The sequence below is a fragment of the Vibrio sp. RM-69-4 genome, assembly GCF_024743775.1.
Lineage (GTDB): Bacteria > Pseudomonadota > Gammaproteobacteria > Enterobacterales > Vibrionaceae > Vibrio > Vibrio anguillarum.
This window is the reverse complement of sequence record NZ_JAMQXI010000063.1, coordinates 21752-48562: the sequence shown is the minus strand read 5'-3', so window position 1 is coordinate 48562 and position 26811 is coordinate 21752. Positions and strand designations below refer to the sequence as shown.

General features: G+C 45.7%; 22 protein-coding genes. 5 read left to right on the top strand and 17 right to left on the bottom strand.

The window, feature by feature from the left end:
- Positions 1–8: 8 nt before the first annotated feature.
- Both NB504_RS09370 and NB504_RS09365 read right to left on the bottom strand, forming a co-directional pair.
- Positions 9–851 (bottom strand): helix-turn-helix transcriptional regulator, encoded by an 843-nt coding sequence (locus tag NB504_RS09370; protein ID WP_258428718.1) that lies wholly within the window; start codon positions 849–851, stop codon positions 9–11.
- A gap of 14 nt (positions 852–865) precedes the next feature.
- Positions 866–1417: a YbhB/YbcL family Raf kinase inhibitor-like protein gene (locus tag NB504_RS09365; protein WP_258428717.1), complete on the bottom strand. Its 552-nt coding sequence runs from the start codon at positions 1415–1417 to the stop codon at positions 866–868.
- 275 nt (positions 1418–1692) lie between these two features.
- Here NB504_RS09365 and NB504_RS09360 point away from each other — a divergent pair, with 275 nt between their 5' ends.
- Positions 1693–3162, top strand: coding sequence for a serine protease (locus tag NB504_RS09360; protein ID WP_258428716.1), 1470 nt, complete (start codon positions 1693–1695; stop codon positions 3160–3162).
- Between the two features lie 53 nt (positions 3163–3215).
- Here NB504_RS09360 and NB504_RS09355 read toward each other — a convergent pair whose 3' ends face one another.
- From NB504_RS09355 to NB504_RS09335, 5 genes are all read right to left on the bottom strand, one after another.
- Positions 3216–3632, bottom strand: a complete 417-nt coding sequence (locus tag NB504_RS09355) for a MarR family winged helix-turn-helix transcriptional regulator (protein WP_129533202.1) — start codon at positions 3630–3632, stop codon at positions 3216–3218.
- Positions 3632–4567 carry a CDF family Co(II)/Ni(II) efflux transporter DmeF gene (dmeF, locus tag NB504_RS09350; protein WP_258428715.1) on the bottom strand — a complete coding sequence of 312 codons (936 nt, stop codon included), beginning with the start codon at positions 4565–4567 and terminating at the stop codon, positions 3632–3634. Before dmeF ends, NB504_RS09355 begins: the two co-directional genes overlap by 1 nt.
- Before the next feature lie 182 nt (positions 4568–4749).
- On the bottom strand, positions 4750–5271 hold the full coding sequence (locus NB504_RS09345; protein ID WP_026027777.1) for a DUF2058 domain-containing protein: 522 nt from the start codon (positions 5269–5271) through the stop codon (positions 4750–4752).
- An 83-nt stretch (positions 5272–5354) separates the two neighbouring features.
- The gene (locus tag NB504_RS09340) at positions 5355–6302 is read right to left on the bottom strand and encodes a hypothetical protein (protein WP_231494643.1); all 948 of its coding nucleotides are present in this window, start codon (positions 6300–6302) and stop codon (positions 5355–5357) included.
- On the bottom strand, positions 6303–7610 hold the full coding sequence (locus NB504_RS09335; RefSeq protein ID WP_231494667.1) for a sphingomyelin phosphodiesterase: 1308 nt from the start codon (positions 7608–7610) through the stop codon (positions 6303–6305).
- A 217-nt stretch (positions 7611–7827) separates the two neighbouring features.
- Between NB504_RS09335 and NB504_RS09330 the strand changes: the two genes are divergently transcribed.
- Positions 7828–8358 carry a TrmH family RNA methyltransferase gene (locus tag NB504_RS09330; protein ID WP_010320227.1) on the top strand — a complete coding sequence of 177 codons (531 nt, stop codon included), beginning with the start codon at positions 7828–7830 and terminating at the stop codon, positions 8356–8358.
- 96 nt (positions 8359–8454) lie between these two features.
- On the opposite strand, the gene NB504_RS09325 is transcribed toward NB504_RS09330, so the two are convergent.
- The 9 genes from NB504_RS09325 to NB504_RS09285 all read right to left on the bottom strand — a co-directional run bounded on the left by NB504_RS09325 (position 8455) and on the right by NB504_RS09285 (position 22215).
- On the bottom strand, positions 8455–11373 hold the full coding sequence (locus tag NB504_RS09325) for an alkaline phosphatase family protein (RefSeq protein ID WP_258428713.1): 2919 nt from the start codon (positions 11371–11373) through the stop codon (positions 8455–8457).
- A gap of 176 nt (positions 11374–11549) precedes the next feature.
- Positions 11550–12563, bottom strand: a complete 1014-nt coding sequence (locus tag NB504_RS09320) for a LacI family DNA-binding transcriptional regulator (RefSeq protein ID WP_258428712.1) — start codon at positions 12561–12563, stop codon at positions 11550–11552.
- A 63-nt stretch (positions 12564–12626) separates the two neighbouring features.
- The gene (locus NB504_RS09315) at positions 12627–15227 is read right to left on the bottom strand and encodes a glycoside hydrolase family 3 protein (protein ID WP_258428711.1); all 2601 of its coding nucleotides are present in this window, start codon (positions 15225–15227) and stop codon (positions 12627–12629) included.
- Complete coding sequence (locus tag NB504_RS09310) at positions 15227–16321, bottom strand: ABC transporter ATP-binding protein (RefSeq protein WP_013868152.1); 1095 nt, start codon at positions 16319–16321, stop codon at positions 15227–15229. Before NB504_RS09310 ends, NB504_RS09315 begins: the two co-directional genes overlap by 1 nt.
- Positions 16322–16401: 80 nt before the next feature.
- Complete coding sequence (locus NB504_RS09305) at positions 16402–17268, bottom strand: carbohydrate ABC transporter permease (protein ID WP_017044900.1); 867 nt, start codon at positions 17266–17268, stop codon at positions 16402–16404.
- A gap of 4 nt (positions 17269–17272) precedes the next feature.
- Positions 17273–18259 (bottom strand): carbohydrate ABC transporter permease, encoded by a 987-nt coding sequence (locus tag NB504_RS09300; RefSeq protein WP_258428710.1) that lies wholly within the window; start codon positions 18257–18259, stop codon positions 17273–17275.
- Between the two features lie 94 nt (positions 18260–18353).
- Positions 18354–19601 (bottom strand): extracellular solute-binding protein, encoded by a 1248-nt coding sequence (locus NB504_RS09295; protein ID WP_094124999.1) that lies wholly within the window; start codon positions 19599–19601, stop codon positions 18354–18356.
- Between the two features lie 30 nt (positions 19602–19631).
- Complete coding sequence (locus NB504_RS09290) at positions 19632–20639, bottom strand: LacI family DNA-binding transcriptional regulator (RefSeq protein WP_017044901.1); 1008 nt, start codon at positions 20637–20639, stop codon at positions 19632–19634.
- 337 nt (positions 20640–20976) lie between these two features.
- Entirely contained in the window at positions 20977–22215 is a 1239-nt protein-coding gene (locus NB504_RS09285; RefSeq protein WP_258428709.1) for a carbohydrate porin, read from the bottom strand.
- Positions 22216–22676: 461 nt separating this feature from the next.
- Between NB504_RS09285 and NB504_RS09280 the strand changes: the two genes are divergently transcribed.
- The 3 genes from NB504_RS09280 (at position 22677) to NB504_RS09270 (ending at position 25455) form a co-directional block, all read left to right on the top strand.
- Positions 22677–24011, top strand: coding sequence for an MATE family efflux transporter (locus tag NB504_RS09280; protein ID WP_069212035.1), 1335 nt, complete (start codon positions 22677–22679; stop codon positions 24009–24011).
- A 99-nt stretch (positions 24012–24110) separates the two neighbouring features.
- Positions 24111–24740: a hypothetical protein gene (locus NB504_RS09275; RefSeq protein ID WP_017043842.1), complete on the top strand. Its 630-nt coding sequence runs from the start codon at positions 24111–24113 to the stop codon at positions 24738–24740.
- On the top strand, positions 24718–25455 hold the full coding sequence (locus NB504_RS09270) for an MBL fold metallo-hydrolase (RefSeq protein ID WP_013868161.1): 738 nt from the start codon (positions 24718–24720) through the stop codon (positions 25453–25455). The genes NB504_RS09275 and NB504_RS09270 overlap by 23 nt, the downstream gene beginning before the upstream one ends.
- A gap of 42 nt (positions 25456–25497) precedes the next feature.
- Here NB504_RS09270 and NB504_RS09265 read toward each other — a convergent pair whose 3' ends face one another.
- Positions 25498–26742, bottom strand: a complete 1245-nt coding sequence (locus NB504_RS09265) for an MFS transporter (protein ID WP_258428708.1) — start codon at positions 26740–26742, stop codon at positions 25498–25500.
- Positions 26743–26811: the final 69 nt, after the last annotated feature.

The following is a 26811-nucleotide window of genomic DNA, read 5'->3' as shown; positions in this document are numbered from 1 at the left end:
CCTCAATCTTAAAATAGCTCATTGGATAAAATGGGCTGTTTTTTTGTCTCTTTATCTGGCGCACCTTTACCTCGCATACCAAGAGTTTGTAAATACGCTTTGGGGCTTAAACCAAACTGACTGCGAAAGCGTTGATTAAATCGCTGTTCCGATTGGTAACCGCAACACTGTGCCAATATCGCTATATTTTGTTGGCCACTTTGCATTAAGTTCAGTGCGTGATTCACACGCACTTCAGCCAAAACCTCACGGTAACGGGTGCCATGTTGCTTTAAGCGTCGAATTAAGGTCGCGCGGCTCATAGCAAAGTGCGTTGCTACCCGCTCAAGTGGATGTTCTTCTTCTGGTGACTGGGCGAGGTAGTTTCTCAGCTTCTGCTCAAAGGGTAGAGAATTACTCTCAAAGAGCCAATGCAGTGCACCTTGCTCAGCCAATTGTTGGTATAACACCATCAGTAGATAGGCTTGGGTTTCTTGGCTGATTAACGAAAGATCGAACGAGGCGAGCGCATTGAGCGAACTTTTCAGTGAAGGGCTGGTTGAAATCACAGGCCACATAACTGGGCGATCATGACTTGCGCTTAACGCAAGCATCGCCTCGGTCGGGCGGTAGGTGAAACTGAACAGCCTTGAAGAGAAGTAACCGTGTTCTGGTAAATTTTCGAAACTGAGCGAAGCTGAGGCCTCACACAACAATAACGAAGTGCTCGATAGATTAATGGCCTCTTCCTTATGAAACAGTTTTTTACTGCCAGATTGGATCTGAATCAAGCTTGGAGAGTGAATCCTCACATTTCTCAGCCTTTGTTGCTGAGCGGCTCGAAAGGTGGTGACTTGGTATTGGTGATTCATCACTCCCCCATGAATTAGCGTGTATAGGTTGCGGTCAGCGTCGCTTTTTCTAACGCCAAACTATTGAGGGTAAAACCAACCACCGCAGGTGATACATCGGCCGCCAAATTGAGTTTTTCCGTCGGGAGAGCCCATACCGTAAACTGGTAACGGTGCATTCCGTGCCCTTCTGGCGGACAAGCACCACCAAAACCAACGCTGCCATAATCGATACGTGTTTCTATTGCACCGAGCTTTTTGACTTCAACCCCACGTGCTAGCTCACTCACTGTCGCTGGAATATCCAGCGCAATCCAATGCCAAAAGCCACTTCCTGTCGGAGCATCTGGATCAAAAGCCGTAATAGCAAAACTTTTGGTTCCTTGTGGTGCATCAGTCCAAATTAAGTGCGGCGAAAGATTCTCCCCAGAACAACCCCAGCCTGAAAATTCAAAGGTTTTTGCCATCGGGTTACCTTCTTGGATATCACGGCTGCTGAGTTGCAGAGCGTTTGCCATCCCTGCAAATAATAAGCTGGTGGTTAACGTCGTGGTGACGATGGCCGAGCTAAAAATCGTCGAGTTCATTGTTTTCTCCTATGAATAAGTTCATGAACAAGTCTAGCAGCATCACCCATACAACATCCGACAGAAAGTATCATTTTGACGCTTTAATGATTGATCAGTGATACTTTTTGTTGACCCCATTCCTCTACCATCATCGAGATACTACTGGAGAGGACTGCTATTGATAATATTACGCACAATTAAGTTTACACACATATCGAGACTATTTTTGAGCCAATACTCTCATAGGCTCATATGCTTTATGAGGCATTTATTGCCACATAGAGGAGATCAAAATGCAATTATCAATACGTCTACTTGGCTTAATAGCAGCAGTGGTGTTGAGTTCTACTCAAGCGACTGCTTCAATAGAAAAAGAATCACTCCCCACCATTGCGGATAAAGTAATCCATCCGCATTCTTTAACAACCCACCAATCTCTAACCACTCACTATCCAATCCATTCGCCGGGAGCCAGCTTTATTAAGGTCCACTTTGATAAGTTTCAACTCAGCAAAGGGGGAAGCGTCACACTACGCTCTCCACACAGCAATGAAAGTATCACCTACGACAGTTCAGAGAACGGGCCTTTATTTGCCCGCTCGATTAATGGGGATAGCGTTATTGTGGAGTGGAAAACCGGTGAACATCCTGACCAAGCACAAATCTCGATTGACTATTTTATGGCAGGGAATGAAAGTGCCACGTTACCACAACCGAACCTAGCCGCTGATAACTCTGGGTTGTTTTCAACCTGTGGCATCAATGAAAGAAAAGATGTTGCTTGTTGGAGCAACTCACACCCTGAAAAAGTGGCGTGGAGTAGCGCCGTAGCAAGGCTACTGATTGATGGCCGTAGCTTATGCACGGCTTGGCGTGTCGGGCCCAATAATCACATGATCACCAATAACCACTGTGTATCAACAGCCTCTGAACTAAAAAATACTGAAGTATGGTTTAATTACCAACGCACGACTTGCGGCGGTAGCTTGGATACCACAGTAAAGGTCATGGGCGATCAGTTATTAAGCACCGATTATACCTTGGACTACACATTATTCACGGTGGCTAATTTCGAGCAGCTAGGACAATTTAGTTACTTAGGCTTAGACAATTCAGAGCCCAGCTACGGCACGAGTATTTATATTCCACAACACGGCGCTGGTAACCCCAAAGAGTTGGCGATAGAAAGCGATCAAAATGGCTCTGGCATGTGCCAAATTGATATAGCCTCTACCAATGGTCGCGGTGCCAATACCGACACAGGGTATTTTTGTGACACTATTGGCGGCTCTTCTGGTTCACCTGTATTGACCTCTGAGAGCCATAAAGTCATTGCACTACACCACTTTGGGGGATGTGAAAACCAAGGGGTCAAAATCAGCAAAATCTGGCCTCAAGTTGCACCATTTTTTGATAACCAGTTGCCCGTAGGGAAAAAAGGAGGCACTCCACCTCCGCAAGATGGCGTCATCCAACGTGGGCAAAGCATTACTGGCATCACCTTGAGCAAAGGCCAACAAAAACGATTCATTTTACCTGCATCAGAACGCCAAGCAGCGGTAAAAATTTCGATAACCTCTGGGCAAGGCGATGCCGATCTCTATACCCTTTCAGGCAATCCACCGACCAAAAGAGTCTTTGATTGTCGGCCTTACCAATCAGGAAGTAATGAGCAATGCTTAGCCGAGCAAAATTCTGAGGATCTGCATATCATGATCGATGCATACTCGAATTTTTCTGATGTAACATTACAGGTAGAATAAAACAGAAAATTAGCTGACCAACCACTTGCAAGTCGCAAGTGGTTGGTCATAGTTTAAAACTCTTGGTTCATTTTTAGCAGACTGTTGAGTAATACTGTTTCTTCGTTTACATCCAAGTGCCTCGTCAGATCTTTCACTAACTCCACATGCAACTGATTATGCTGGCGATGAATTTTCTGACCTTCCGCGGTTAAAGTCACGACAATCGATCTTCTGTCATCTGGGTGCGCGCCGCGTTCAATCAACTTAGCATTCACTAACTTCTCTATTTGAACGGTGAGCGTACCAGTTGTGATACCGAGCTTTTGCGCTAACTCTTTCATTCTCAGCGCGCCATGAATACCTAACACCTCGATGGTGTGGATCTGCGCCAGAGAGTAGCCGGTGTCTCGCACCACAGATTGCTCCCATGAGGACATCTTGTCGTAAAATTCCGTTAATTGTTGATTCAGTTTTTCGATATTACTCATCATGCCATCGGGTGAACTTCAAGGGTAAGGTGGTGGATTTTATCAAACTTCGCCAGTATTTGTTTATATTCTGCCACGGTTTTATCAACATGAGATTCTAAGATAATCGCAGCTGAGTAGTGATGACCACTGATTTTCCAAATATGGAGATCTTTAATCACCGCAAATGCGGCTAGCTCTTCTTCAATTAAACGTCGATAGGGTTGCTCGATGCTTTCATCTAATAAAATGGGGCTAGTCTGCTTGATAAGAGCTATTGTCCACTTAGCAATCACGGCAGCGCCGACGATGCCTACAACAGAATCTAACCAGTTCCAGCCATAATATTTTCCAAACAAGAGCGCCACAATCGCCAGAAGAGAAGTCAAGGCATCGGCAAGAACATGCAAATAGGCAGCTCGTAAATTGTGATCGTGATGGTCATGGTCATGGTCATGGTCATGGTCATGGTCATGGTCATGGTCATGGTCATGGTCACTATGATGGTGGTGATGGTTATCATGCAACAATAGCATGCTCACTAAGTTCACCAGCAAGCCAATGATGGCGACAATAATCGCTTCATTAAATTGAATCGCTTCGGGATTGAATAAACGATGAACCGATTCCACCACCATCAGCAACGCCACAATACCTAATGCAATCGCACTGGTGTAGCCTCCCAACACACTCACTTTACCTGTACCAAATGAGAACTTCTCACTGTGTGCATGCTTTCTAGCATAACGGTAAGCAAACAGCGTAATGCAGAAAGCAGCCGCATGAGTACCCATATGCCAACCATCGGCAAGTAAAGCCATCGAACCGAAAATAGTACCAGCAATGATCTCCGCTACCATGGTGACAAGCGTGAGCAAAAGAACGTAAAACGTGCGTTTCTCATTTTGGTCTGCGCTAGCGATAAAGTTATGACGATGCTCGGTAGTAAACTGCAAAATCCCACTCACTTAGTTTGATGATCAAAATATTTGATTTAAATTTAGTTTGATTATCAAACATTGTCAACAAACTCTGTCTATTAGTACCGAAACCATTGGGGGAAATAGGCTAAGTGGAAAGTAGAGGTAGGAAGGGAGAACGAGAGCCCTCCTCCGTTGAGAAGGAGAGCTGGAAGGAATTACCACATCAAATCATCAGGGACTACGAAATCCGCGTACGGATCATCTTCAGCAGGTAGAGATTCATCGGCAGTTTTATTTTCGATAATGCTCTCTTCATCACGCATGAAGATTTTATCCGCTACCACACCCGGGATGACAGCATAGCCATCTTCATAACGCGCGATAGCCAGGATTCCTTTACTCAGTTGATCACGAACCAATGAATCGACATAAAGTGACTTCACCAACTTACCATCAACAAAGTTGTATTTGATTTCACCGTGTTTTAGATCCAGCTTATTCATCTCAATCAGTTGTTTGACTTGAGCACGAATTTCTTTGCTCAACAACTGCTCTTTTTGCTGTTTATTCAGTGCCTTGTCGCGCTCTTGTTGCTCGACTTTATTCGCTTCTACTGCCGCTTTCACTTCACGTGCTTGCACGCGCGATTTTTTAGAGCTCTTTTTCGCTTTGCTGAGTTTTTTGGCGTTAACTAAACCCGCTTTTAGCATTTGCTCTTGTAGAGATAAGGTTGCCATGATCAATCCAAGTCAGTTATTTGCTGGTGAGTTTAACGGTTCATGGCGAGTGAATAAAGAGCGCTGTAGTTATCTTATTCATCCTAACGAGCAAAAAATGCTTTTCTAAACTCATAACGCTGCTTTGCCGCGTAGCGTACCCACTCTTCTGTCGAAAGGGTGGCATAGGCTGTCTTTCTCTGGTTTGAGAGCATCTTTTCTAACTGCGCTAACGCTTGCTGGTAGTCAATGACTTGAGCAGCCTGCGCTTGTTGCTCGATTTGGCGATGGGCCACCTCACTGCGCTCATGTTCATTTAAGTAAAGTTCGGCCAAACCTTGTTGTACTTCTAAGCGCTGTTCTAACGATAAATGTTGAGGGATCAGCCGAATCGCTTGTTCATAGCGTGCATTACCTGTGTTTAATGAAAAGGCATCCCATTGATATTGATGCTGTGTAAGCCGCTGTTCAATGCTCTGCAACGCCTCTTCTACGGAAGCAATGCCTTCGTAGTCATTGGGTTGCTGTACAAAATCATCATAAGCGTACTGATCAGCAAACAAGATATCCGCTTGTCGCCCCCATACTTGTTGATCAATCGATTTTACATAAGCCATTTTGTCACCTAATTCCGTATCCTGACTGATGAGTTCCATTCCAAGCAACGCGTCACGTTCCGCCTGTTTTTGCCAATAGAGTGCAACCAGCTCATAGCGTTCATGGGGCAACTGCGTTTGTAATTGTTGTAGCCGCGCAGCGCACACATTTTGCTGACGACACTGTTGCCAAAACTGCTCTATTCTCTCTCTCAGCGCTTTGCCTATTTCTGTTTGCAGCGTTTCACCAACGAGTGTCCACTCTTCATGGGTTTGATGATCGCGATTAGCCAGCAAAGCAACGCTACTTTGCTCTGGCAAACGCACCGTGCCCGGCAATGCAACCTCAATTCTATTGGGGGGTGTTTGGATAGTGGGAAACTCATCCCTCTTCACCCACCAATAACTTGCGCTGCCGACTAAGGCAACGCAGATCAATAACCTAACCCAACGCATCTAGCGGATCTCAGCTTTAACCGGAAAGTGATCCGATAAATTGTAATGCTGCCATAAACGCTCGTCCGTGGTTCTTGGCACCAGCACAGTATTGCGGTTTTGTTGTTCGCTTGGTTGTGCAAACTCTTGGCTTACCACCACATAATCGAGGTACTCCACGTTTTCACCACCGGATAAGGGTTCTCCTGCAAAATCATTGATACGCGGATCAAACGTTGATTCGGTATAGCCTGCGTAGCTAGGTTCGGTTGACGCAAGATTCGCGAGCATGTTTTGATAGTCATCGGCAAATTTACGTTTATTCACGTTAAAATCACCGCCATAAATCACCGTTTCTGTGCTGGGAATAGAGAACGATTGTGCAAAACTGCGCATCTGTCTGAACTGACGTTGACGATAATCGCGAGCGGTATCGGTATCAAACGAGGCAGTATGCGTTGCAAACAGATGATAAGCCTGACCATTTTTGATGATTTCAGCATAATTCACCCCTTTATCAGCAAAACAGTCAGTTCCCGAGCAATCAGGGAAGACATATTGTCCTTGGTTAACAATTGGGTAGCGGCTGACGATGATCACTCCACCGTCATGGATATTCACCCCAGACTTATCGAGCATCTTCGTTTGGTACGGATACTCTTTTGCCAGCTCTCGAAGAAAGGCATCACGCCCCGCAGCAAACACTTCTTGCAGCATTACGGCATCATATCCTTTGATGTGTTGAGGGATGATAGCAAAACGCTCGGCAATATTTGAAGCAATCACAGGTAACGCCCAAACGTTATAGGTCATCACTTTTAAGGTCTCAGCGTCGGGTGTTTCTTCTGTATTCGTTGGCGTAATGGTGTAATAAATATCGTCGTAACGAGTGGTGCTGACGGATTTAAACGCAAGCTCGGTTGGACGTTCAATCAACTGCGTTGAGTAATAACGATGAACCGCACGATCATTTTGCCACTGAAGAGGAACATCTCGTGCTTGTACCCCATGCTCAATGCTTGAGTTATACCAATGGCCTTCCATCTTCTGCTGTAAAGAGAAAACCTGCCCTTGCAGCAAAGTCACCATGGTTTCAAATTGGTACGTTTTGCCAGATTTCACCCCTTGCCAGCGGTTAAAGCTGAGCACCATTTTAGTTTCCCACGGGCCTAGCGTTTCACTGTGTTGCTGCCATTCACTGCCTTGTTGCAACTGATCAGATCCGGTCTGTTTCACGGCAATAGACATTGGCAGCGCAGAGTTATTGGTTAAATAAATATCGGTGTCCGCCAATACCACATGAGCAGCAAGAGACAACCCAAATAGCATGACTTTATTAATAATCTTCACGTTTTCATCCTTTAACTGTGAAAAAATAAATTAAGCCATCCCCCTATGAAATATTGATGTAAGAAATACGACAGTTTGAGTACTCCAAGAAAGGTCACGAAAAATATAAAAACTATTGAACGATTTATCGATATTTTTTCTTTCAAGGCAAATTTTAGCGTTATACTGCCCGCCCCAAATTGTGAGAGGATTTTTTGTGGAACGTGAAATGTCAGTGATCATTGGTTTGTGTAACCCTAAAAGCCCAACCAACGTAGGTGGTGTGATGCGTGCGGCAGGTTGCTACCAAGCGTGCGCGGTTCGCTACAGTGGTGAGCGTTATGATCGCGCAGTGAAATTTCAAACCGACACAAAAAACATTCAAAGTAAAATCCCGCTCACCGCGATGGTAGAGATCACGCAGGACTTGCCAAGTGAGATGAAAATCGTCTGTGTTGAACTGGCAGAAGGGGCCACACCACTGCCCGAGTTTATTCACCCGGAAAAAGCGCTGTATGTGTTTGGCCCTGAAGATGGTTCTATTCCACAAGAGATAGTCAACCAAGCCAGCGAGGTTGTATACATCCCAACGATTGGTTGCATGAATTTGGCCGCGAGCGTCAATGTGCTGCTGTATGATCGCTTGGCAAAATCCAAGCTCGATATTGACCACAGCCAACGTATTCTCGATAGCCGAGATGTGAAAAATCGTTTGAAGTTTAAACGTGCTGATCAACCTGCCACTTAAGGCTGCAATCGAAGCCAATGAAACAAGCCAACGTTCCTCACTCAATAAAGCCTAACGCTCACTTATTTCATTGGCAGTCATAACGGCTAACTCTCGCTAGCGAATATCCAGCTGTTTAAGAACAGATGGATAACCCCAACCATCTTCGCCAACTTTAACTTCGTCTCCCGTTAAATAGTGATAAAGAGTGGGCGCAAGTGAGCCATTTTCGACTGAACCGAGCGGCGTGGCTTGATTGCCAATCGGGCTCCCCCAAAAACCGATAAAAGCATCTTTTTCTAGATAGCTTTCACCCGCATGACGCCCCGGAACTTTAGTATTAAAGCCAACGCCCTCTTTAGGAAATAGGTTAATGGTGCCCGCACGGTCGTCTTCATAAATAGCAGCGAGCTGATTAACCGAATCTGGACGGGACGTAAAACGTGTTAACTCTCGCCACTGCGCACTTGAGCACCACGTCTCAGCTTGATTCGCTTTAGCGTGATAAACGCAATGTTCGACGAGTTGTGCATAATGTTCTAGCTCGTCAGATGAAGGAGGCGACAAATAAGCATTTAGCTGCTGAACGCCAAGCAGCAATGGCTGGCCCGATTTAGCAAAATAGCGCAGTTTATCACCCTTTTTTTCAATCCACTCATCCACTCGTTTACCTTGCCGCTCGCCAACCAACCGTATAGAACAGTCCGTTAAATCACATGGTTTTTCTCTCACGACTAAATAATCTAGGCTTTCAGCAAGTCGCGCTACGGTTTCATCGATCACATCAACCTGCTGCCCTGACTTAGAATGGATCGGTTGCCAACGGATCAGCTCTTGATAAATCGGTTGAACTTCCCATCCAGCTTCTGCATTAAAGAAATCCATCATAAAATTTCCACCCGCAGTGGAAGCGACGACCACATCAATCCCTTTGTTTGACGGCGCGTTAATCGCATTCGTCATTTTTGGCCCTTCTCCCTCATCCGATGAGATTTTCTTCACCTTGAGTTTTATTCCCAGTTGCGACGCTAGCGGCTCAAAGATCTGTTTTTCTGGATTGAGGGAGAAATAAACAGGCGCTAAACCATGATCGCCAGCCATGCCCCATAACGTGCGGTTATATACTCCCGCATCTTGATAGGTTGCTTCTATTTGCGCTAGCCAGTAATCGAGGCGGTTTAGTTCCCCAGTTGGCATGATGACTTCATCGCTAAATGGGCCGCTAAAATGAGCAAAATGATCCGGCCATGGATTATAAATCAGCGTATAGTCGGGCATTCCTTTCAGTTCTTTTTGTGCAAGTTGTTTCAACTGGTGAGCAAGCACTTGATGGCGAGTCCAGCGAGTATAAAAATCCCACTTGCTTATCTGCTGATAGCGCATGACCTCTTCAACTAATGTCGTTCGCAACTGTTGGAGTTCACGTTCGACAATCGCGCGCTCTTTCAGCTCACGCACACACCGCTTTTCACCAAAATCACGTAATGCCTCACCCGCCCCCAAATTCACTAAACCATCATAAGTGGTGTGAGCATTCCAATCGTATTGCGCATTGCAGTTGAGGGTGTTGAGGTAAGCGAGGCGATCAAACATCGTTTGTACTTGGTTTTTAACCAGTAAGCGATCAAGCTGCAGTGCATCATTACCAAAAAAGTAATAAGCTCGGTCAGTTGGGCGATCAACAAAGTGGAAATTGGGTATGCCAGTACCACCTTGGCCGGACACCTTCGCTCCTGTTTTTATGATCGGTAAATTACGCACACTGATCGTTGGTGTTGATGAAATGCCCACTTGAGTAATAGAAGCGCGATGATCACGATACAAGCGTTTAAAAAACGGCAAGTAATGTGGATCGTGATAAGGCTGCTCAGCCAATATCTGCATGAAACGTACTTGCTGCTGATGTTCGGGTTGAACCACCTCCATTGAAGAAGGCTTAGTGCTCAATCGATTGTTGTGATCTTGGTGAGCTTTGCGAATAAATGGCTTACTCGGATCAACCAAACCTTCGATCAGCCCTTGTTGCAAACCATCCACGGTGAGCTGCACTGCCATACGACGTTGTTGCTGAGAGCGGAGAAACGCAATCAATGCTTGAGGATCATCATCAAGTGCTTTTTGTAACCAGGAATTTAGTGCTTGTTCTCGCTCTTGCTGATAGACAAATTGGCGGTAGCCTTTTAATACGTTCATACGCACAAAATCAATCAAAGTAACCGTGATTGCCTCTGCTTTGTTGTTCACTCGTGCCGTATTTTCTGGCTTTGCATCTTCTAATACCCCAAAAAGGGCTTGCTTCATCTCTCCTTCATCCATCCCATTAGCAGCCTGACTAATAATTTGGATCACTATCGGTTGGATTTTATTAATCAGTAATCGATCGGGTTCACTTGACGTCAGATATTGATAGTGATCCGGCAATCTCTCAAGCTGTTGCCACTCACCAATTTCAACCAAGGCATCATATACAGTCACCATGGCCGCAATAAATTGGGCATCCACTTTAATCCCTTCATGATGCCCTTGATCTTTAATATTCTCTTTTTGTTCACTCACCACCTCTTCCCCATAATGGTAGAGGCTATGCTCGAATCCCTTTAAAACCTTTGCGTCATAAACAGTACTTAAATACTGTTTAAATACATCATCATTTTCTAACCCCGTATAACGATCATAATATTGATATAAAAAGTAGCCCAGCGGGATGGCGTAAGTTGGGTTAGAAATTTGTGCAATAACGCGAGCTTTTGTTTTTGCATCTAAAGGCAACATAAGGATATAGCTATCGAGTGTTACCCCGGCGATGGTAAATAAGGTCGAATCACGGGCAAAGCGCGTTGAATAGCTTAAAGACGACGCCATTTGATTTTTCAATATTTGCGCCGAATTGAACAGCCCGCCAACCACAGGCGCATCATTGATAGCAGCGAAAGAGGTTGATGAAAGTAAAGAAGTTAAGAGTAACGCGATGGGTTTTAGCCGCCCAAAAGAATAAAATATCATACTGTTTTCCCTACAGTTATTGCATGCGCACATTGTGGCAAGCTTACTCGTAAGGTCAAGTCGTAAGTCATATTGATGTTATAAGCCAACGATACACGAAGATGAATGTGAGGATTTAGTGGTAAACCTTAGCTCTCAAGGCACATTAGTTCGCCAATTCCGACGGTTATAATTTCATGTCCTACTAGCCCTCTAACGAGGGCTTTTTATTAACGGTAGATAGACTTTGTGGACTCTCGCACAATTAAATCGATAGGGGGTAACCTAGCATCGTGCCTCTCACCACTGAGCAAGTTGAGAATGGAATGCGCGCACACCGCACCGATCTCTTCAATTGGTTGGCGTAATGTCGTTAGGGCCGGAGTGAAATACTGAGAGACAGGTAAGTCATCAAAACCAATCACTGAAACATCATCTGGCACTCGCACACCGTGATCAGTTAACGCCTTAATGGCACCATAAGCTGTTTGATCATTAGCAGCAAAAATAGCCGAGAAATGGACTTTCGACTGCAACAGTTCAACCGTCTTTTCATACCCACATTCAGAGCTAAAGTCACCTTGTTTAATGAGTTTAGGCATAGGCTTAATTCCCGCTTCACGAAGCGCTTTTTGGTAGCCAGTGAAACGGGCGGTTGAATCAGGCTGATTAGCGAGCCCTTTTATATGAGCAATGTTCACGTGCCCTAATTGCAATAGGTGCAAGGTGGCAATATAACCGCCGAGTACATTGTCCACATTAATGCAACGTACATTATTACTAACAATTTGGTGGCCGACAGCAATGATGGGAATCGATTGAGCATATTTGAGGATTTGATCGCTTTTTAAACTGCCTGTCACTATGATCATTCCATCGACATTGCTTCTGGCAAGATACTCCAGTGCATGTGCTTCCAAGTTTTTCTGCCACTGACCTGTGGCAATCACCAGTGAATACCCTTGGGTCATTAATACCTTCTCCATGTCATTCAGAATTCGACTGGTGTGAGGGCTCTCTGCGTGCTGCACCAATACACCAATAGTCATCGAACGCTTATTGCCTAGATGACTGGTTGGGTAACTAGGTTTGTAGCCAAGGGTTTTAATTGCACGTTCAATATTTTGGCTTTTTTCATCCGATACGTAAGTGGTGCGATTCAAAAAACGAGAGACAGTGCTTGCCGAAACCCCGGCAAGCTTAGCGACATTATAAACAGTGGGTGCTTTCTTTGATTTTCTCATGGCAATATTTGGCCCTTTAGAAGCACTCCTTCTCCACACGGAGAAGGAGTCTATCGTTTCTTGTTACTGTGTATCCCAACATATATTGGCGATCACAAATTGACACTCACCATTAGTAAATAATGAGAAGGGCGTGTCGAGATGAGTAAAACTTAATCCCTGCTCGGAGAAATGTGAACAAGCAATGTTCACGCGCGTAAAGCTATCAGTGATGGTGGAGAAGTAGTGGCTGACGTCCACTTTAACCACGTTATCAATATCCCCCAAACACCCAGGCACAACCGCGCGTTGCAGTGCCAAATAAACAGGTTCTGTTGCCGCTCTGAGCACTTTAATCTCAAAACTGACCACACCATGCGCATTATCGTAATGGCTGAAATCTTCCGCTTGCCCTAGCCCCGTTTGCGCATAAACCATTGCTCCACCCCCCAGAATTTCTACCTCAACGGCGTCTTGCTGCTGCTGGTAGTTATACGGCTTAGTGCGGACAGCACCGAGTTTCATCACGTTGTTGCGTGATACATCCACGCCCATCCAATGTTCAGCATCCGACACTTTAAGTTGATAATCGCCTATCGTCGCCATAATGCCATACAGATGCTCTGCACGTGTTGCTTGCCATTTTGCTTCTTCTGAGTCGATATCTAGATCAAGGTTATCCAAATCTCGAGTTTGTTTTTTTTGAGCGTAATTAAGCCCATAACCGTATTCAAATAAAGGAGCATGTTCCCCAACAGGAGACTGCTCACATTCAGGCACGACATAATTGGGAATATGAGGAGGAATACGGTTCACACAGGTGCTGCGCTTTTTATTGGGCCAACTGAATGACAAGGTACCAGAGAAGTCGATATTAACTTCACCATTCTCTTTAGCCACTAAAACATCAGTAATGCCACGTCCTTCGCTGCCGGGTAAAAATGCCGCAACAAAAGCATCAGACAAGGATATTTCTTCATTGACAAACAGTGGACGACCGCTAAAGAAAATCGATACCACTTTTACGCCGCGCTTATGAAACGCTTTGATTTTTTCGCTATCTGCTCGGTAGCGACGTTTCAAGGTTGAAAACTCCAAAGATTGCCACGCTTTGATGTCACCCATCATTTCAGAATAAGGATCTTCACCAAACACCACAACCGCAATATCACCCGCTTGCCAATCACCCGTTAATTCTGGATCGTAGCAAACATTATCTATGCCCAATTCGGCTTCTAACGCCATTTTCACTGTGGTGGCTCCGGGGAAATCGGCTAAGTTATTTTCATCCCCTTGCCAAGTGAGGTTCCACCCGCCCGCTTGCTTTTGCAAATCATTGGCGCCGCTGCCCGTTAACACAACCTTGCACCCACGTTTGAGTGGTAAAATACCCTTGTTATTTTTCAATAGTACCATCGATTGCTGCACGGCTTGGCGAGCGATAGCACGATGTTCAGAGCAACCAATCAGAGATTGCTGACCAGCCAAAGCTCGCGCTGAAGGATGCGGTTTTTTCCATAAACCCGCGCGCATTTTCACCCGTAAAATACGCGTCACAGCATCATCAATTCGGCTCTGGCTCAGTACTCCACTTTTGGCATCGCTCACCGCCTGACGATAGGCTGATTGCCAATGCTCACGGATAGGGATCATTAAAATATCGTTACCCGCATTGATAGCGTAAGTCGCATTACCATCGGTACATTTACTGACTTCAGAATGGCCATGCCAATCGGTTACAACTAATCCATCAAAGCCCATTTGATCTTTCAAAACATCAGTGAGTAGGTACTTACTGCCATGAATTTTGAGGTTGTAATCACCTGAAATGTGCGGCGCGTGATCGTAGTTCGCTTGGTTATCCCACGAGTTAAATGAAGACATCACCACTTGCGCACCGGCATTAAGGCCACTGAAATAGCCCATGGCATGCACGTTACGCAGCAGATCTTCACTGTAAGTATTGCTGCCACGATCAACACCATTCACTGTACCGCCATCACCCACCCAATGTTTGACATTTGAGATCACATGATGCTCACCTTGTAAGTCAATGGCGTCACCTTGCAAACCTGCGACCATTTCGCTGGCATAAACATAAGTCACTTCAGGGTCTTCAGCGTAACCTTCATAGCAGCGCCCCCAACGCAAATCACGAGGGGTAGCCACGGTTGGTGCAAAGGTCCAATCAATACCCGTCGCGGCGATTTCCAGCGCGGTAATACGGCCAATTTTGCGAATTAAGGCAGGATTGCGCGCGCACCCCAACCCAATGTTGTGCGGAAATACGGTTGCACCAAAGACGTTATTGTGGCCGTGTACTGCGTCAGTCCCCCACATAAACGGAATATGAAATGGGCGACCTTGATAAGCTTTTTCTGCGGCAAACCAGTATTCATCTGCTTTCGCTACCCATTCACTGGCTGGTGCATGTTTATTGCTGTTTGGCCAAGAGCCACCACCATTGAGTACCGTACCAATCTTATAATCGATGATTTCTTGCGGCGTAATATCGCGGATTTCTGGTTGGATAATCTGGCCAATTTTTTCTTCTAAGGTCATCAACCCGACGATTCTTGCTACTTGCTGTTCAATTTCAGGGTCAGCTTTGATTGCTGATTCTATTTTGGGCCAAACGTCGAAATAAGGGGCTTGCTTTATTATTGTCATCGTCTTGTTCACCATTAAAAACTGGCCAATGAGTTTTCACTCAGCGCATCAAAAATATGAATCGCATCTAGGTCGAGATAGAGTGTAACCTTCGTCACCTCTACCTCTGCCGCTTGGGTTTCCACCATCAAAGGCTGGCCTGCAACATGGGTTTTCAACAAAATACTCGCACCGAGCAACTCTTTATCTTTGAGCGTGACGGCAATTGGCAAGACGCGTTCATGGTTAACTTGTTCTGCGCGTAAGTGAATATCGGTGGGACGAATACCGACATGCAATGCGAGGTTTTTAGACGCATGCGCTTTAAATCGCTCGGGAAGCGGGATAAAGATGTCACCCAGTTGGATAAGCCATTCGCCATCTTGCTGGATAAGTTGTGCATCAAGCATGTTCATCGAAGGGTTACCAATAAACTGCGCCACAAATTTGTTCGCCGGGCGTTGAAACACCTCTGTTGGCGTACCGACTTGCGCAACATAGCCATCTTTGAGGATCACAATGCGATCAGCGAGCGTCATGGCCTCAATTTGATCATGCGTAACATAAATAGTGGTGGTTTTAAGCTGACGATGTAACTGCTTGATCTCTTCGCGCATCACACCACGAAGTTTGGCATCTAAGTTAGACAGTGGCTCATCAAACAAGAACACTTTTGGCGTACGCACCATGGCACGCCCCATCGCCACGCGTTGGCGTTGACCGCCGGATAACTCTTTAGGCTTACGATCAAGGAGCGGGTCAAGCTCTAACATTTTTGCCGCTTTACGCACTTCCTTATCGATTTCAGTTTTTGGCATGCCTTTTAACTTCAATGCAAACGCGATGTTTTCATACACGCTCATATGTGGGTAAAGCGCATAACTTTGGAACACCATCGCTAAGTCTCTATCTTTGGCATCTACGTTATTCATCCACTTGTCACCAACGTAAATATCACCGGCCGTAATCGACTCCAGCCCCGCCAACATGCGTAATGTGGTTGATTTTCCGCAACCCGATGGGCCAAGAAATACCACAAACTCACCATCATTCACCGTGAAATCAAAATGCCTAACAACATCCACATGACCAAACGACTTCTTAATGTTCTTAAATTCAACTTTTGCCATAATTTTTCTCCTTCACACTGCGCCTTCTTTCAACAAAACCACGCCAGCATGAGTAACTAAAATGAGGGATTAAAGGCCAATTAGCCTTTTACTGCACCGGATGTTAAGCCGCTTATCATCTGTTTGGACGCAAAGAGATAGATAGTCACCAACGGCAATATAGAAATGGTGGTGCCAAGCATCACCGCACCCCAAGGCGTATTTGGAATGCCTTGCACGCTACGTAACGCCTGAGTAATGACGTAGTTTTCTGGCGATGTGAGCACCACTAACGGATTCATAAAGCTGTTCCAGAAAAAGACAAACTGTACAATCGCCAGTGTTGCCAACGCTGGTTTCATTAACGGCAAAACAACGCTCCAGTAAGTACGAAACTCTCCCGCGCCATCGAGTTTGGCCGCTTCTAATAACTCTTTAGGAATAGAGGCCATCACGTGTTGGCGCATTAGAAAAATCCCGAACGGAGTAGTGGTAAACGGCAGCCAAACTGCCATGTGGTTATCCATCAAACCCAGAAATTTCACGATCATAAAATAGGGGATCAAGCTCAAGACGGGTGGGATCATCATGGAAGCCACCAACATACCAAATAGCGCGTTCTTACCTTTGAACTGAAACACAGCAAACGCGTAACCGCCCATACTGCAAAACAACAGTGAGATAGTGGTGCCTAAAAAGGCAATGTAGATAGAGTTAAACATCGCCTGCCAAAACGGCATAATCTGCAACAGCTTTGCATAGTTAATGGCTAAGCTATCCCCAATGGCAAAGCTGATGCCTGAACCGAAGATTTCCGTACGATCGCGCGTTGACAGCAGCGCCGACCACAAAAATGGGAAAACAGTGATCAACGCCGAGACAATCAATACAACCGCCAGTAGCGCCATCATTACTTTAGTGATGAGTTCAATGCTGCGATCACTGAGTTTTAAAGCGTGGATTGACATGCTATTACTCCCCCAACCCTTTTTTACCAAACAAGAAAAACTGAATCGCAGTACAAGTTGCAATCAGCGCAAACAGCAGCCAAGAAATAGCGGATGCCGTGCCCATCTCTAGCCACTCCCAACCCACTTTGTAGAGATACATTGAGATGGTTAAGCCTGCTTGGCCTACGCCTCCGGTGCCGCGCGTTAATACAAACGGTTCTTCAAACAGTTGTAAGTTGCCAATGATGGTCATGGTGACGGCAAAGAAAACGAAAGGGCGAATCATCGGCAGTGAGATATTCCAAAAACGGCGAAAAGCGTTAGCGCCATCCATCCGCGCGGCTTCTAAAATTTCTTTGGGAATGGTCATTAAACCTGTGGTGTACAACACGATGTTAAAACCGGTGTATTTCCAAAAAACCATGATGGCAATCGAGGGTTTGATCATGTTGGCATCATCTAACCAACGGATAGGTTGATACTCATTAAGCCAAGAAAATGCCCAGCCAAAGACACTGCTATTAGCTAAAGCCATTAAGCTTTGGTTGATGATGCCCGAATTGGGTGAATACATATTGAAGAAGATGAGCGACGCCGCCACCGTTGAGGTAATGAATGGCAAAAAATAAGCGGATGTCAGCCAATGACGCAGCCGATCGCCCAATGAAACCAAAATATAGGCCACTGGAATAGCCACTAAATGTTGAGCGACGCCCGAGGTTATCGCCAACCACAATGTATTGCTTAATGAACGCCACAACCAAGGGTCGGTCAGTGCAACTTGGTAGTTATCAAATCCCACATAATTCATGGCGGCAACCCCTTCGACGGGGTTCCACGCATGAAAAGAGAGATAGACAGAAAACAGGAGAGGAAAAACTCCAAAAACAGAAAAAATAATCAAAAACGGCAATAGAAACCCGTACGGTGTAAGCGCTTTCAAACTCAGGTGAGAAAAAAAACGTCGACCCGATGGCGCTTGCACAGCGTTGCTCGTAACGTGATTCATAATAACGACCTCTTAGGCATAACATCATGCCTTCTATAACTTACGCTTAGTGAACCACCAGCACCGCTGGCGGTTCTTTTTAATGATGACCGTGCTATTGCATATTACGGGTACGACGCTGAATTAAACGTTCTGCATCTTTCAGTGCGGCTTTGATGTCTTTGCCTTCATCCAACACTTCCATCAGTGCATTTTCTAAGATGATAGAACGAGCCACATGGTCGCCTTTCGCAGGCGCGACTGGTTTGATGTTTTTTGCCACATTCGCAAACAACAAACGCGCTTTTTGACCACCTAGAAATTCAATTTCTTCATTGAACATTGGGTCATCGTAAGTCGTGACATTAGAGGGGAACGCGGCAATCGTTTCGAACGCTTTAAGCTGCACATCACGGTTGGTTGTCATGTACTCAATCAGCTTCCACGCGTCATCTTGATGTTTTGACTGAGTAGGGATTGAGAGAAATGAACCGCCCCAACTGCCGTAAATACCATCAGGAAGGTTTGATACGGCCCATTTGCCTGCTGTATCTGGCGCAATCCAGTTTTTCAGATGTCCGAGTAACCACGCACCAGAAAGCTGAGTGGCAAAAGTACCGTTACGGAAACCTTCATACCATTCGTTAGACCATGCCAAAATTCGGCCATCTAGCCCTTTTTCACGAATCGTTTTTGCCACTTCAAATGCATGTACAAAACGTTCGGAAGTGACGACTGAATTTCCCTTACTATCAAAATACAATCCTTCGCCGTCAGGAACCGTGGTAAAAATGATCGCTTGTGCTACATCAGCGGCGGATGCAATCAGCTGTACGTTTTGTTTCTTCAATATTTCACCGGCTTTGATGTAGGAGTCCCAATCTTTTATCGCTTGATTGATGTCAATCCCCGCCTTTTCAAACACATCGGTTCGGTAGTACATCACGCCTGGGCCAAGGTCGACAGGAATGCCATACATATGGCCATCGCCACCCTTGCCTTGTGCCCAAGCATAAGGTGCAAAATGGTCTTGGAATTTGTCCGCGCCATATTTTTCCGACAAATTGACTAAGCCACCGGAGGCAACAAAGGGACCAATTTTCTCTACATCAACCACAATCACATCCCCCGCTCCGGATCCTGTGGCGAGGTTCGTCGTCAGCTTGGTGTGGTGGTCGCCGTGGTTATTCATTAAATAGTCAACCTTGATACCACTCTTTTGTTCAAAGTCCGGCAATAAGACTTTCAAACTGCTATCAAAGTCGGGGAAACCGTCTAAACGGATGGTGTGGTCGGCAGCATATGTAAGCGAAGAAAATCCTAAAGCCACGGCGCTTGATAGCACTAAGGTCTTAAATTTCATGATTCATCCTTAATATCTTTATTGTTAGGTTTATAGGGTGTTGAGTAAATTTTTGACGGAGTCTCGTATCACCAACGAAGGGGATAATTTGAAGTTCACGTCGCGTTTGTTTTTGTGCAGCTTTTGAATAACGAGCTGAACCGCTTCTAAGCTCATCTGTTCAAGAGGGAAATTCACGGTCGTTAACGCTGGGGTGAGGTAACGCGCGAATAAAATATCGTCAAATCCAACCAAGGATATGTGTTGTGGTATTTGCAACCCGACACGGCGCAACTCTTCAAATGCACCAAATGCCATATGATCGTTTGAAGCAAATACGGCGCTAAATTCACAGTGACGCATCAGTAATTTGCGCATCGCTTTGACGCCGGATTCTTCGGTAAAACCAGCTTCAGACACGAGTGCTTCTTCATAGTCAAGCCCAGCCTCTTCCAACGCTTTTCGGTAGCCTTGCAGACGACCTCGCGCATCAGATTTATCCAATGGCCCAGTAATGCAGGCAATACGTTGATGACCCTGACTGAGTAAATACTGTGTCGCCAAAAAGCCACCTATCTCGTTATCAATGTCAATACAGCTGCTGGCCATTTCAGGAATAAAACGGTTCACTAGCACCAAATGAACCCCTTGTTGATCCAATTCAATCAAGTAGTCATCGGTTAGATGTTGGGTATGAAGAATTAATGCATCGACTCGGCGACCTAGCAGAAATTGCACCGACTCTTTTTGTCCTTGCTCTGTGTTCGAGCCTGCCGTCACGACGACGTGGTAGCCAAACTTACGCAGTTGCTCTTCAATGTTATGCAAAATGCTTGAATAAAAAGGGCCCCCTAATTCCGGTACTATGATGCCGATGCTCCCCGTACGGCTTGAGGCCAGTGCTTGAGCAATAGAATTGGGGCGGTAACCAAGATCTTTAATCGCCTTTTCGACTCTGAGTTTTTTATCGTGGCTAACACGGCTAGTTCCATTAATCACCCGCGACACCGTCGCTTGCGATACACCTGCATGTTCAGACACATCTTTAATTGTCGCCACTCTCGCCTCACAACATTACTGACAAAACCAACAAGAAACCGCTTTCATGAGCTAGTATTCAAGATATCCCCTCGCTTTAGCGTGAGAGAAATCACATCGAACTAGGCACACAAATGACAATTATCTAAACATTGAAAGCCACAGCAGTTTCCCAAGCAGCCATGAAACTGTTTCATGGCAATCGGAAGAGAGAAAAAGATGGTGGCCGATTACCGTAAATAAAAAAGGGCCACTAATGTGGCCCGAAAGCGTAAGTGTATCGCTGGAGGTTAAAAACCACGGCAGGCATCGAGCGAGCCGTGAAAAAAGAATGGACAGTTAATGATCAAATATGGGGTTACCACCACGCTTCCCACATCGCGCCAATCGTTACCGTATCTGGGTTACTTGCGGCTTTAAATAGGCCGTCTTTGTCGATCACAGTTTCGTTATCGGCATCACCCAAAGTGGCATAGAAACGGAGCATTGGTCGAGCGCCTGCACCTTTACCAAACGAAATGTTCTGCGATAGTGTCACTTTCCAAGAAGAGTTGGTGGCGTCGATGTTGTCAAAATCTACAACATCATAGCCAGCTTCTAACCACGTTGAGTTGGTCTCATCCCAAAAATACATCGGGCGGACCAACACGTTGTAGTTAGTACGGTCATACTGTTTGTATGCGCCATCTTCGTAGGCTTGATAAGCCGCTAAGTATTCGATCGCCGCATTGTCTCCCAGCGCCTTACTCCCATCAAAGCTCACCAACAACGCTGATTGATTCTCCGTTTTCCAAAAAACACTGTCTTTGGCGTTATCAGCATAACGCACCACCAAACGGTCATCCCCAAACTTCAATTCACCCGCCACTTGAAACGCGTTGAGTTTTTTGGCCGTTGGATCCGAATTGTCATCAAAGCCGTAGTTAGCATAAATGCTGAGATTGGTTGTATCAGAAAATTGAATGCCGTGGATTTTGGTGGTCAATGCGTAATTACCATCTGGATGATCGCTAGGAGAAGCTCCCGTTGCACTGACGACACTGGCGTCGAATTTAATGCCTCCTAGATTAAGGTTGTAGAAACCACCACCTTGCCCATCATGCGTCATCCAAAAATAGTCGTTCAAATTCGTTGAAATACGTTGGTGAAAGTCTCGACCAGCCCATACATAAAGTTCAGGTTGGCTTTCAAAAATGTTGGTTCCGCCAGCGTAAGCTTTAGGCACACCCACCTCATCACCCCAATGGTTGAACATCACCACCACATCCCAAATAGCACCGCTGTCACTGACGAATCCTTTACCAAATTGGAACTCACCACCGTTACCTTCGTTTCCTAAACGGCCTGTTGAGTTACCGTTTAAACGGCCATTGGTTTCAACCAGTTTGACATCGCCATTTTGGTAGGCTGCGCCATAACGAGCATAACCAGAAAATACGATACCCGCGGGAACGTTTATATCTGGTGTCAGCACCAGTGGTTGTTGCTCTTGATCCAACACCTCAGGATTTGGCATTGGATCGTTGGCAAAAGAAGGAGCAGAAGAGAGTACGGCAGCCACAGCTAGGGATAGAGGTAGAAGCTTATAATTTTTCATGTTAAGTCCTATTAATCACTTGGTTTGTTTTTGTTCTGTGGTCAGTTTAAAAAATGAAACAAGTGAAAATTAGGTGTCGCTTCACAGCGCGCTCGACTGCTTTTGGCGATGAAACTGAGGAAGAGCGTTATTGTTATTTTTTATTAACACCATCAATACATTAAACGCAAATTGATTCACAAAACAGAAATGAAATCGGTTTCATTTCATAGAAATAGGACGAGTTCATCACGAGATTAACGCTCAAGTATTCACCAAATGGTTAGGTTTTTATGAAATATTTCACAAATATGATGATTTTCATGTCATTGCACAGAGCAACTAGACTGGGGATGGACGTCGCTCTCTTCATGTATAGCTGTTAACATACTCAACGCACATAACGTACAAACCATACTGAGCTTGTTTTTCACCGCAGAGGCCACATATTAAAACCTCTACCCATATAGTTGAGCCGAGCAATGTCAAACACCACCCCGTTATCTCCACCTTCACTCACACGCCAACTCTTGCAAATGACTTGGCCGATGATGTTTGGTGTGCTGTCCCTTATGAGCTTCCAACTGGTTGATAGTGCGTTTATCGGCCAACTTGGCGTGTTACCCCTTGCCGCGCAAGGGTTTACATTACCCATTCAGATGATCATCATCGGCCTTCAGGTTGGGCTTGGCATCGCGACCACAGCGGTGATTGCTCGCGCATTGGGTGCGAACCAAATTCGCTACGCGAAGCAGCTTGGTGGGTTAGTCGTCGCTATTGGCAGCATTGGGGTTGCTCTGTTTTCAGTGATTATCTATTTACTGCGTCATCCCATCTTAGCGCTACTCAGCGCTCCTGAATCGGTGTATCAGATCGTCGACAGCTACTGGATTTATTGGTTAATCAGTGCTTGGGTGGGCGCGGTGCTGTACTTTTTATACAGTCTGTGTCGAGCCAATGGTAATACTATGTTGCCGGGTACTATGATGATGGTCACCAGCATTTTAAACCTGATTTTAGACCCTATTTTTATCTTCACTTTTGATTTGGGTATTGAAGGCGCAGCGCTGGCGACCATTCTAGCCTTTGGGATTGGCGTATTCGTGGTTGCGCCCAAGGTGTCGAAAAGGCACTGGATGCTGTTTGATTGGTCAGATTTGGATGTAGGGAAAAGTATTCGCTCTATCAGCCATATCATGGGACCAGCCATGATAAGCCAGCTTCTTCCACCGCTTTCTTCGATGCTGGCAACCAAACTATTGGCCAGTTTCGGCACCGCAGCTGTCGCGGCCTGGGCGTTAGGATCTCGTTTTGAGTTTTTTGCGATGGTCGCAATATTGGCATTAACTATGTCGATGCCACCGATGGTGGGTCGTTTGCTTGGCGCAGGCCAATTACAAGACATTCGAAAATTGGTTCGTGTTGCGTGCCAATTTATTCTTGGGTTTCAGCTCATCATCGCCGTAGTGACCTATCTATTATCCGGCCACCTTGCAGCGCTGATGACCAGCGAACAAAGTGTCGAATCCATTTTGCACTGGCACTTAATGATCGTGCCAATCAGTTTAGGGCCGCTTGGTATCTGCATGTTAATGGTCTCGGTTTCTAATGCGTTGGCAAAATCATACACCGCCTTAACCATTTCCGCGCTGCGCCTGTTTGTGTTCTTCTTGCCCTGTTTATGGGTTGGCGCTCAAATAGCGGCGCTGCATGGCCTGTTTATCGGGGCGTTGGTCGGTAATATCCTCGCAGGCCTTGCCGCGTGGGCGATGTACCAACGTGCACTTCGGCAAGTTGAGCAGCAGAAAAACCATTGAGTTTGGGTAACACAGAGCCCAAACGAGCAATCTAGTCTCAAAAATATTAATCTGGTCTATAGTTAACACACGTTAAGTTGATGAATATTTTCGATAACTATGGACAACAAACCGGTTTTCGTAATTGCGGCGGAAGTGGCAGCAGAGCTAAACCAAAGCGTACTCATTGCAAAAAAATTACTGCTTGTCGCCAGCAATGCCAGAGCTCTGGCTCTGCGTGCGGGCGAAAGTGCCGCAGGTTTTCGGCCAATTACTGATTCGATTGACGATTTAGTCCGCGTCACGCTAGAGGCGTCGCACACCATCAACTTGAAGGCGCAGCGTATCAGCCAACTCGCAACTGCAAGGACTCGTGCACGCGCTGCGCTTGAACGTTTTGAAAATGTGTATATACAAGCGCATAACGCTCGGCATTTACACAGTTTGGATGTCGTACATCATCAAAACCAAGAGGAATATAGCAAACTCAGTCACAGTTTCTACTCTGAAGCTCAAAACCTGCACGAGTTATTGCAAACCTTGTATGACAACCTGCGCATTGCACAAATCATCTCGATCATGCTGAGCGTGGAAGCCTCTCAAGCAGATGAGCGATATCAAGCCCAACTGCAAAGCATTGCGAATAACGTCGCTGAACTGGCAAAAGAAATTCAAGCTCACGTCATGCTATCGCTCAAAACATTCTCGCTCTTTTCTCAGGTGAACTATGCAATCAAAAATACTATTTGAACGCGGCCATCATCGCTGGGTGATGTTTGCTCGCGATCCAAACAAACCAGAAAAAATCATTGATACCAACCAATATATGATAGTCAATCGTGATCAAGCGATATTGCTAGACCCCGGTGGCATTGAACTGTTTTCGGCGATGCTCGGTTGCGTCGTGAAAGAAGTGCCGATTGAACATATCAAGCATCTTTTTGCCTCTCACCAAGATCCAGATATCATCTCTTCCCTCGGTTTATGGGATAAAGCACTGCCCAGTGCAACATTACATTCACCTTGGTTGTGGGAAGGGTTTATCCGCCATTTTGGTATGGAGTCAATTCAATTCTCCCCCATCAAAGATGAAGGTGGAAAAGTGTCCTTATCAGGTCACGACCTGCACTTTATCCCAGCACATTACATGCACTCTTCTGGTAACTTTTCGGTTTACGACCCTGATGCAAAAATATTGATGTCTGGCGATATTGGTGCCGCGCTCGACAGCCCTAACGCCTCTTTTTTTGTAGAAGATTTTCAAAGCCATATTCCAAAAATGACTTATTTTCATCAACGTTGGATGCCATCTAACCGCGCCAAAAGTGATTGGATTGAGCGAGTCAGCCAGCTGGATATTGAGATGATGTGTCCGCAACATGGCGCTATTTTTCGGGGCGATGATGTTCAACGATTTTTGGAATGGCTAGATAAGCTGGAAGTTGGCGTAGCGATAAAAAAATAGCACTGTTAAGGCTCTCGATGAGAGCCTTATAAAAAGAGCAAATTAAGCTTGCGTAATGGTTTCACGCTCGACCGTATCGGGCTGATGCTCTGCGACCCAGTAAAGCCAAATCATCACTAGGCACAGCACAAAGCAAAGACCAAACAGCCAATTTGAATTGAGGTATCCAATCACCGCCCCCCCAACCAGTGGTGCAATCGCAAAACCTAACGAATAAAGCGCGGCGGCACCAAAGTAAGAACCACGCAAATGGGCGGGAGCCATGCGGTCTATTTGTACGTTTAAGGTTGGAAAAGCAATGACTTCGCCCATACTCAAAACAAAGCAAGCGAGCGCCCAACCAATCGGTAAATCTGCGGGGGTAAACAGAAAGCCGAGTTGCGCAAGCCCCATCAATAACATGCCGATCCGAGTTCGTACAAACAGCGGGACGTTTTCCAACCACTTCAACATTGGGAACTGGAAGATGATAATGGTCATGGTATTTACCAGCACTAACCCTGCGACAATTTGCGCTGCATCGGCGGCACTGGTGCGTACAATCACTTGTGGAATAGACGATTCTACCTGCCCATAGATGAACATCATGATGAAGTTCGCCACCATCAACTTCACAAAAATATTATCTTTACTGATCACTCTTAGCGTCGAAGAAAAATTAGGCAAACCAGAGCGATCGGGCTTGGTGTAGCGCCCTTTACGTTCAATACCGAACAGCAGCCAAAAACCAAACAATAAATACGTGCCGCCGGTAAAGAAAAAGAGAGTTTGTGGGTGAGAAAGCCCAAACGTAATCCCAAGCAGTGGCCCAATGGCACCACCTAGATTGAGTAGGAAATAGCGGATGTTGAGCGCCAGCTCGCGATCTTTCAAATTCGGCAAGTTATCACCAATCACTGCTTTGCCCGGCGCTTCAATCATTGGTCGCATTAAACCAGTAAGGACGATAAGCACGTAAAACTGCCAGATTTGATCAGCCACACCAATGCCACTGTAGGCAAATGCAGCCATCACACTGCCAAGAACCATCACCCACTTGCGACCAAATTTGTCGGAAAGATACCCTGAATACAGCCCAGTAATTGCTCCTACAACAGCAGAGGTCGCCAGCATTCCACCCACTTCAATCGGCGATGCACCATAATCTTGGTAAAGGAACACGATCAAAAATGGCCATGCCATGAAAAAACTGGTACGAGCAATCAATGTTCCGGTTAATACCGTCCACACTGAAAAATTAAACCTTTTTACCCTTTCTAAACGAAATAAGCTTTCCTCTTTCGCCATAAAAACACTCCTTACTTTCAGCCACTTGACCATGCGTTCACACGATGAACATCACATTTCTAGTTCTTA